The sequence below is a fragment of the Paraburkholderia sp. genome (assembly GCF_034668105.1).
Taxonomy (GTDB): domain Bacteria; phylum Pseudomonadota; class Gammaproteobacteria; order Burkholderiales; family Burkholderiaceae; genus Paraburkholderia.
Map to the genome: position 1 here is coordinate 1 of NZ_JAXDPY010000620.1, position 8021 is coordinate 8021.

The window sequence follows — 8021 nt, forward strand, 5'->3', positions numbered from 1 at the left end:
CAGCGCGGCTTCATCGAAGTCGAATCCGAGGCCTGGACGAGTCGGCACGGTCAGCTTGCCGTCTGCGAACGACAGTTGCGTATCCACCAGCCGACGAAAATTCAGCACCTGATCGTCAGGGAAAAATTCGACATAGCGCGCATTGGGCGTCGACGCCACCAGATGCACGTGCAGATCGTGGAACCAGTGCGGGCACATCGTTACACCCACGGCCGCGGCCGACGCCGCAATCCGTCGCCATTCGCTGATCCCGCCGCAGACCGCCGCGTCCGACTGAAGGATCACGGCCGCGCGCTTGTCGAGCAGCGCCTGATGCCGCCAGCGCCCCGCTTCTATCTCACCCGTCGCAACGTTCACCGGCGTGCGCCGACTCAGTTGCGCATGGCTTTCGATGTCATCTGGACTAAAGGGCTCTTCTATCCAGTACGGGTTGAACGGCTCGTAGCGGCGCATGTATTCGAGCGCAGTCGGAACGTCGGACCAGGCGTTGTTGGCATCGAGCATCAGCAGCACGTCGTCGCCGATCGCTTCTCGTGCCGCCCTGATCCGCGCTTCCTCGCTGCGCGGATCGAGCCGCCCTACCTTCATCTTCACGGCGCGAAACCCCAGCGCCACGTAGCCCGCCATTTCCTCGCCGAGGTGCTCGGGCGTCTTGCCTTCGAGGTAGTAACCGCCGCTGGCATAGGCCGGCACGGTGGCGCTGCATGTGCCGCCGAGATAGCGGCTCAACGGCAGGCCCGCAGCGCGTGCATTCCGGTCCCACAACGCGATGTCGATGATGGACAGCGCCCGCATGACCGAGCCGGCACGACCCTGTAGCAATGACTCGTCGTACATGGCGCACCACGTGCCTTCGACATCGAGCGCGGAGCGGCCACGCAATAGCGGCGCGAACAATTCGCGGACGGCGTACGTGACCAGCATGCCCGCGCGGTTGCCGCTGTAGCAAAAGCCGATGCCGTAATGGCCGTCGGCGGTCGTGACGCGCACCACCGTATAGTCGCGGGCAGTGACGAGACGGGTCGAGAATGCAGTGTGGCGGTCGAGCGGCACGCGGACGGTGCGCGCCTCCACCGAAACGATCCGCGAACGTGTCTGGTAGTCGGCTTGCTCGGGTTCAACGATGACGTGTTTCATAGCAGTAGATCGACTCAAAAAAGACGACAGTGTTCACGCGACCGATCGTGCGGCCGCGCGCACGGTCATGGGCGGCTGGCCCCGCCTGCGCCGCCCTGACAGCATGCATGGCACGACGGACCGTTCATGCGGCGGTGGTAGGCGTCCCAGCCGTCTCGCCTGCGGTGCGCCGGCCGATGACCAGCAGCATGGCCAGCACGCCGACCAGATCGACCGCCGCGCCGAGCATGAAGCCGCTGCTGTAACCACCAAAATACTGGACCGCCAGACCCATCATGGTCGGACCGACGATGCCCGAAATGTTGCTTAGCAGGTGCACAAAGCCGCTTACGCCGCCAAGATGCCTGCCCGGCACGAGCTCGTGCATGGTGGCCCAGCACGCTTGCGACGAAGCCGTCAGGAACAACACGGCGAATGCGACAAGCAGCACGGCGGGCGTCACGGAATCGACCATGCTCACGCCCAGCAGGGCGAGACCCGACAGCGCGAGCGGCACGATCGCCGAGACCTTGCGCGCCAGCAGCTTGTTGCTCATGCGCTTGAAACACGCATCGGCAACCAGACCGCCGCCGAAGTATCCAATCCCGCCGCATGCCCATGGCACGGCGCTCAGAATGCTCATGTGTTTCATGTCCAGATGCAGTGCGTTGGTGAAATAGCTCGGCATCCACGAGATGAACACGAACAGCGTGTAGTTCACCGCGAAAAGGCCGACGCCAAGCGCGAGCGTGCTCGGACGAAACAGATAGCTGCGCAGCGGCGTGCTTTCGTCGCCGCCTTCGGCCGGATGTGCCGCGCTACGGCTCGCTTCGACCATCTCGCGTTCGGCCTCGCCGACCCGTGCGCTTTGCGCCGGCTTGTCGGTCGCGAAGATACGCCAGGCGACGATCCATATCAGCCCGAGCGCCGCGATAATCACAAACGACGTGCGCCAGCCGTAAGCAATCGCGATCAGACCCACCACCGGCCCGGCGATCGCACTGCCTACCGTCTGGCCCGAAAACGTAAAGCCGACCATGGTCGCGGTTTCATGCCGGGGAAACCAGTTGGTGATGGTTCGGTTGGTCGTCGAATTCATCGGGCCTTCGCCGAAACCGAACAGGGCCCGCGAGACCAGCAGCGTGCCGAATCCGGTTGCGGCCGCAGTCAACCCGCAGAGAATGGACCACGTTCCCATTGCCCACGAGAAGACCCGGCGCGGCCCGTACTTGTCGGCGAGTTGGCCGCCGACGAATGCGAAGATGGAATAGCCAAAGAAAAAACTGCTGAACACCACGCCGAGCTGCGACGGCGAAAGACTCAGCTCCTTGTTGAGGATAGGCGCGACCACGCCAAGCGCCGCGCGGTCCATGTAATTGATCGCGCCCGCTATAAACAGCAGCAACGCAACAACGTAACGATACTTCCCGGTCTTCATGTTGTCTCTATTCCATTTAATTAAGGATACCAAATGTTATTGACTGGCACTCTTCTCGAGTTCGATGGGGGTACTACTTGTTCACCAGCGTGGCGGGCAGTTGCGTCAGGATGAGGCAGGCGGACACAATCAGCGACCCCGCGATCAGGAACAGGCTCGAATCAAGTGAATGCGTGACCGTCTTTAGCCACCCAACCAGCGCAGGGCTCACAAATCCAGCGAGATTGCCCGTCGAATTGATCAATGCAATGCCGGCGGCGGCACCGGTGCCGCCGAGAAAAGACGTGGGTAACGCCCAGAACATGGGCAAGGCCGTAATCACGCCCGAAGCGGCAAGCGTCAGGCCAAGCAACGCAATATAGGTATTGCTGCCGGCGTAGGCGCACATCACGAAACCCGCCGCCGCCATGCATTGCGGCAACACGACGTGCCAGCGGCGTTCACGCGTGCGGTCCGCGTGGCGGCCGACCACGATCATCAGAATCAAGGCGGCAAGATACGGCACGACGGTCAGCAGGCCGATGGTGAAGGCGTCCGTGATTCCGGAACTCTTGATGATGGTTGGCTGCCAGAAGCCAACCGCATAAGAGCCCATCACGATGCCGAAGAGAATCGTGCACAAGGTCCAGACTTTGAGCGACGTGAACACCTCGCGCACGGAACCGTGGCTTTTGGTGCGGGCTTCCGCAGCAATTTCCGCTGCAATGAAGTCGCGGTCTTCAACCGGCAGCCACTTTGCGTCTTTCACGCGGTCGTCGAGAAACCAGAAAATGACGGCTCCCAGGATCAGCGCGGGGATGGCTTCCAGAATGAACAGCCACTGCCAGCCGGCAAGCCCCGCGTTCCCCGCGAGGCGCTGCATGATGAAGCCCGATATCGGACCGCCGACAATACCCGCCACCGGATTGCCCGCCATCAGGAAAGCGATCATCTTGCCGCGCCGGTGCGACGGATACCAGTAGGTGAGATACAGCACCAGTCCCGGGAAGAAGCCCGCTTCGGCCACGCCCAGAAAGAAGCGCAAGACGTAGAACATCGTGGGCGTGCTGACCCACGCGGTCGCGGCCGAGAGCACGGCCCACGTGAGCATGATCCGGGCGATCCAGCGGCGCGCGCCGAGCCGGTGCAGCAGCAGGTTGCTCGGCACCTCGAAGAAGAAGTACCCGATGAAAAAGATGCCGGCGCCGAAGCCGTACATCGCCTCGCTGAAGTTCAGATCGCTGAGCATCTGGAGCTTGGCGAAGCCCACATTGACCCGATCCAGATACGCCACCACGTAGCAGACGAACAGCAAGGGCATGAAGCGCCAGGTCACTCGCGAGTAGATCGAGTTGCTTGCCGCGCTGTCAGGTACGTGTATTGCCGGGGTTTGCGTGCTCAAGGGCTGTCTCCGCTATTTTGTTCGACTAGCTACAGGGCGGCGGTTTTAGTTTTGGATATAAATGGCCGCTCGCCCTCGCGATGCGCTGACGCACCGCGGACTCAACTCATGATGCCGATCTGCCACGGCACGAATTCGTGATCACCCAGCCCGAGCATTTCGCTTTTTGTGCGCTCGCCCGATGCGGCTGCAAGAATGGCGTCGAAGATTTTCTGACCCGTGCTCTGGATCGACGCAGTGCCGTCCAGAATCCCACCGCAGTTCAGATCCATGTCTTCGGTCAGACGGGTGTACATAGGCGTGTTGGTGGCGAGCTTCAGCGATGGCACGGGCTTGGCGCCGAACATCGAACCCCGCCCTGTGGTGAAGGCAATGAGATTTGCGCCGCCTGCAATCTGGCCCGTCGCGGAGACAGGGTCAAAGCCGGGCGTGTCCATGAATACGAGTCCGGCTTGCTTCACCGGCTCGGCGTATCGATAGACTTGCATCAACGGCCCGGTGCCGCCTTTCATCGCCGAGCCAATCGACTTTTCGAAGATGTTCGCCAGTCCGCCCACCTGATTGCCGGGGCTGACCTGGCCGTTGATCTGAACGTCTCGACCGACCGAGTACTCGTCTTTCCACCAGTGAATCCGCTCAACCAGCTTCTCGCCGACTTCGCGGCTGACCGCACGCCGCGTGAGCGTATGTTCGACGCCGTAGATCTCGGGCGTTTCGGAGAGGATGGCTGTGCCGCCATGACGAACCAGCAAGTCCATCGCCGCGCCCAGCGAAGGATTGGCGGTGATCGACGAAAAGCCGTCCGAGCCGCCGCATTGCAGACCGATCTTCAGGTGGCTTGCGGGAACCGTCGTGCGCTTCACGCGATTGGCATCCGGTAGCAGCGCCTGGACCGCGGCCACACCGGCCTCGATGGTCCGGCGGGTGCCGCCGCTCTCCTGCATGATGAACGTGTGCAGCCGCGAGTCAGCCTTCAGACCTTCCTGATCCATCAGTCCGGCCAACTGGTTGCGCTCGCATCCCAGCCCGACTATCAGCGCCGCGGCGAGATTGGGATGGCGCGCGTAACCCGCCATCGTCCGACGCAGCAGCGCCATCGGCTCACCGCTCATTTCCATGCCGCAACCGATCGAGTGCGTGAACGCGACCACGCCGTCTACGTTGGGGTAGTCCGCCAGCCGTTCCGGTGTGAACCATTCGGCAATCCTGTGGGCGACCGTGGCCGAGCAATTCACTGTCGACAACACGCCAATGTAATTGCGCGTGGCAACCTCGCCGTTATCCCGCACGATGCCCTGAAACGTGGCGCGCCCGGCTTCGGGCACCATCTCGACGGGCCGGTAGTCCGCGCCAAATGCATAGTCCCGGTCGAACTCGCGGAACTCGACGTTATGGCTATGGACCATCGTGCCTGGCGCAATATCCGTCGCGGCGAAGCCGATCACCACGTTGTATTTGCGAACCGGTTCGCCCTTTTTGATCGGCGTTGCCGCGATCTTGTAACCCGCGGTCACCTGACTGCGGCACACAAAATCTTCCGATGGAACCGGCGTACCGATTGCGACGTCGATGCGCGCGATTACCACATTGTCAGCGGGATGCAACCGAATCACTGGCCCGGTTACGTTCTTGCTCGTCATCTCAGTCATCAGGCATTGCCCTTCAAAAAATCTTGCGCCGGGCGGTCAAAGGTGGTTGCAAAGCGAGTAATCGCTTTCTTTCATAACCGATACGGCCGACACGCCACTGCTCTAAACTCCAGAATTCCAGCCATCTTATGGCACATCAGTTGCGAATTCAAGAGAAAGCGCTTACTCATTTCCCCTTATACTACCGGTCGTGCCGCCGGCTAGGCGGAAATGCCGGGACCCGAACAGGAGACTGAGATGTGGCAACAAGCTGAGCGATACCCCGACCCGCGGGTGATTTCGCTAGACCCTTCCTTCGATAAATACCGTGTGGCCTTTTCGGCTGTTGAACGGCTGGCTACCGGCTACCGGTGGACCGAAGGTCCGGTCTGGTTCGGCGATGGGCGCTACCTGCTGTGGAGCGACATTCCGAACAATCAGATGCTGAAATGGGAAGAGGAAACGGGCGTGGTCAGCGTGTTCCGGAAACCTTCCAACTACGCGAACGGCAACACCCGCGACAGGCAGGGGCGGCTCGTTACGTGCGAGCACGGCCGCCGCGTCACCCGTACCGAGTACGACGGCAGCATCACCGTCCTTCTCGATTCCTTTGAAGGCAAGCCGCTTAATTCCCCCAACGATCTGGTCGTGAAATCGGACGGTTCCATCTGGTTCACCGATCCGCCGATGGGCATTGCCGGACACTACGAAGGAATCAAGGCGGAGCAGGAACTCCCGCACTCCGTCTATCGGATCGATGGCGTGACGGGCGAAGCGTCCGTCGTTACTCGCGATCTGAAAGGGCCGAACGGCCTGTGCTTTTCACCCGACGAGAAGCTGCTCTACATCATCGAGTCGCGCGGTCTACCCAACCGGATGATTCACGTTTATGAAATGGACGCGGACGGTCGCGGAATCGGTAAAGGCCGGGTGTTCCACGACGCGGGCGCCGGCACGATCGACGGAATGCGCGCCGACGTCGACGGCAATTTGTGGTGCGGCTGGGGCATGGGCAATGACGAACTCGATGGCGTCATGGTTATTTCGCCACAAGGAAAGATGATCGGCCGGATCGCACTGCCCGAGCGTTGCGCGAATTTGTGTTTTGGCGGACGCGCGCGGAACCGGCTGTTCATGGCGTCGTCGCAGTCCATTTATGCGGTGCACGTCAACACGCAGGGCGCACTGGGCGGCTAACCCGGTTCGCCACACAACCTATCCAGGCCACCGGCATGCGCCGGTGGCGACACTTCACTTCGAAACACAGACTCGATAACCCGACATGCAAAGCAAATCCGTATTGACCGTTGTAGAAGCTACGCAAATCCTCGAAGCCGCGCGCGCCGAAGCGGAGAAAAACCAGTGGGCGGTCACCATCGCGGTGGTGGATGACGGGGGCCATTTGCTGGCCCTGCTCCGTCTCGACGGCTGTGCGCCGATAGGCGCTTATATCGCGACCGAAAAGGCGCGTACCTCAGCGCTCGGCCGACGTGAATCGAAGCAGTACGAAGACATGATCAACGGCGGCCGGACCGCATTCCTGAGCGCGCCGCTGGCCGGCACGCTGGAAGGCGGCGTCCCGGTCGTGGTCGACGGGCACGTTGTGGGCGCAGTCGGCGTATCCGGTGTCAAGCCGGATCAGGATTCGCAAGTGGCCAGAACCGCAGCAAACAGCCTCAACGGCTGATTGATTGATATTTGAAACTGTTGGAGCACATGATGGGTGAAATGATCGAGCGAAACGGGCTGCGCGTCGCGGCTGTTCTCAGCAAATTTGTCGACGATGAGGCATTGAGTGGGACCGGCATCGACAGCGAAGCCTTCTGGAAAGGCTTCGCTGCGCTCGTCCACGACCTCGCCCCGAAGAACCGCGCGCTGCTCGCAGAACGCGATCGTCTGCAGACGGAACTGGACCAGTGGCACCGCGCGAATCCGGGCCCGGTGCGCGATCTGAAGGCATACCGCTCATTTCTCGAAAGCATCGGCTATATCGTGCCGGCGGGCGCAGCCGTCATGGCGACAACCCGGAACGTCGACACCGAAATCGCCGGGCAAGCCGGCCCGCAACTCGTCGTGCCGCTCTCGAACCAGCGCTACGCGCTCAACGCCGCGAATGCGCGCTGGGGCAGCCTGTATGACGCGCTCTACGGTACCGACGCGATCCCCGAAACCGACGGCGCAGAGCGCACCGCTCACTTCAACCCGATCCGTGGTGCACGCGTGATCGCGCGCGCCCGTGCATTCCTCGATGAAGCCGCGCCGCTCGCCAACGGCTCGCATGTCGATGCCATTGCTTACCGCGTGGAGTGCGGCAAGCTCGCCGTCACGCTCAAGAACGGCTCGTCGGCATTGAAGGTTCCCGCGCAGTTCATCGGCTATCAGGGCGACGCGGGCTCCCCTTCCGCCGTCCTGCTCAAACATCACGGCCTGCACTTCGAGATCCAGATCGACGCAACGG

Annotated in this window: 6 protein-coding genes and 1 pseudogene; 3 read left to right on the forward strand and 4 right to left on the reverse strand. The window is 61.8% G+C overall.

Going from position 1 to position 8021, the window contains the following annotated elements; all coding sequences use genetic code 11:
• The 4 genes from QOC89_RS27250 to QOC89_RS27265 form a co-directional block, all read right to left on the reverse strand.
• A partial coding sequence (locus QOC89_RS27250) for a mandelate racemase/muconate lactonizing enzyme family protein (RefSeq protein ID WP_323047869.1) occupies positions 1-1137 on the reverse strand: 1137 nt, incomplete at its 3' end.
• Positions 1138-1261: 124 nt separating this feature from the next.
• Positions 1262-2554 (reverse strand): MFS transporter, encoded by a 1293-nt coding sequence (locus tag QOC89_RS27255; protein ID WP_323047870.1) that lies wholly within the window; start codon positions 2552-2554, stop codon positions 1262-1264.
• Between the two features lie 73 nt (positions 2555-2627).
• Positions 2628-3935, reverse strand: a complete 1308-nt coding sequence (locus QOC89_RS27260; RefSeq protein ID WP_323047871.1) for an MFS transporter — start codon at positions 3933-3935, stop codon at positions 2628-2630.
• Between the two features lie 101 nt (positions 3936-4036).
• Complete coding sequence (locus tag QOC89_RS27265; protein WP_323047872.1) at positions 4037-5584, reverse strand: altronate dehydratase family protein; 1548 nt, start codon at positions 5582-5584, stop codon at positions 4037-4039.
• A 237-nt stretch (positions 5585-5821) separates the two neighbouring features.
• Here QOC89_RS27265 and QOC89_RS27270 point away from each other — a divergent pair, with 237 nt between their 5' ends.
• The 3 genes and pseudogenes from QOC89_RS27270 to QOC89_RS27280 form a co-directional block, all read left to right on the forward strand.
• Positions 5822-6760, forward strand: a complete 939-nt coding sequence (locus QOC89_RS27270; RefSeq protein WP_323047873.1) for an SMP-30/gluconolactonase/LRE family protein — start codon at positions 5822-5824, stop codon at positions 6758-6760.
• Between the two features lie 85 nt (positions 6761-6845).
• The gene (locus tag QOC89_RS27275; protein WP_323047874.1) at positions 6846-7250 is read left to right on the forward strand and encodes a heme-binding protein; all 405 of its coding nucleotides are present in this window, start codon (positions 6846-6848) and stop codon (positions 7248-7250) included.
• A gap of 32 nt (positions 7251-7282) precedes the next feature.
• A pseudogene (locus QOC89_RS27280) lies at positions 7283-8021 on the forward strand (malate synthase G); the annotation flags it as partial.

What these genes read in the sequence shown, in the direction of transcription:
- QOC89_RS27255 (WP_323047870.1), bottom strand. Translation starts at nt 2,554, where the DNA reads ATGAAGACCGGGAAGTATCGTTACGTTGTTGCGTTGCTGCTGTTTATA.
- QOC89_RS27265 (WP_323047872.1), bottom strand. Translation starts at nt 5,584, where the DNA reads ATGACTGAGATGACGAGCAAGAACGTAACCGGGCCAGTGATTCGGTTG.
- QOC89_RS27270 (WP_323047873.1), top strand. Translation starts at nt 5,822, where the DNA reads ATGTGGCAACAAGCTGAGCGATACCCCGACCCGCGGGTGATTTCGCTA.
- QOC89_RS27275 (WP_323047874.1), top strand. Translation starts at nt 6,846, where the DNA reads ATGCAAAGCAAATCCGTATTGACCGTTGTAGAAGCTACGCAAATCCTC.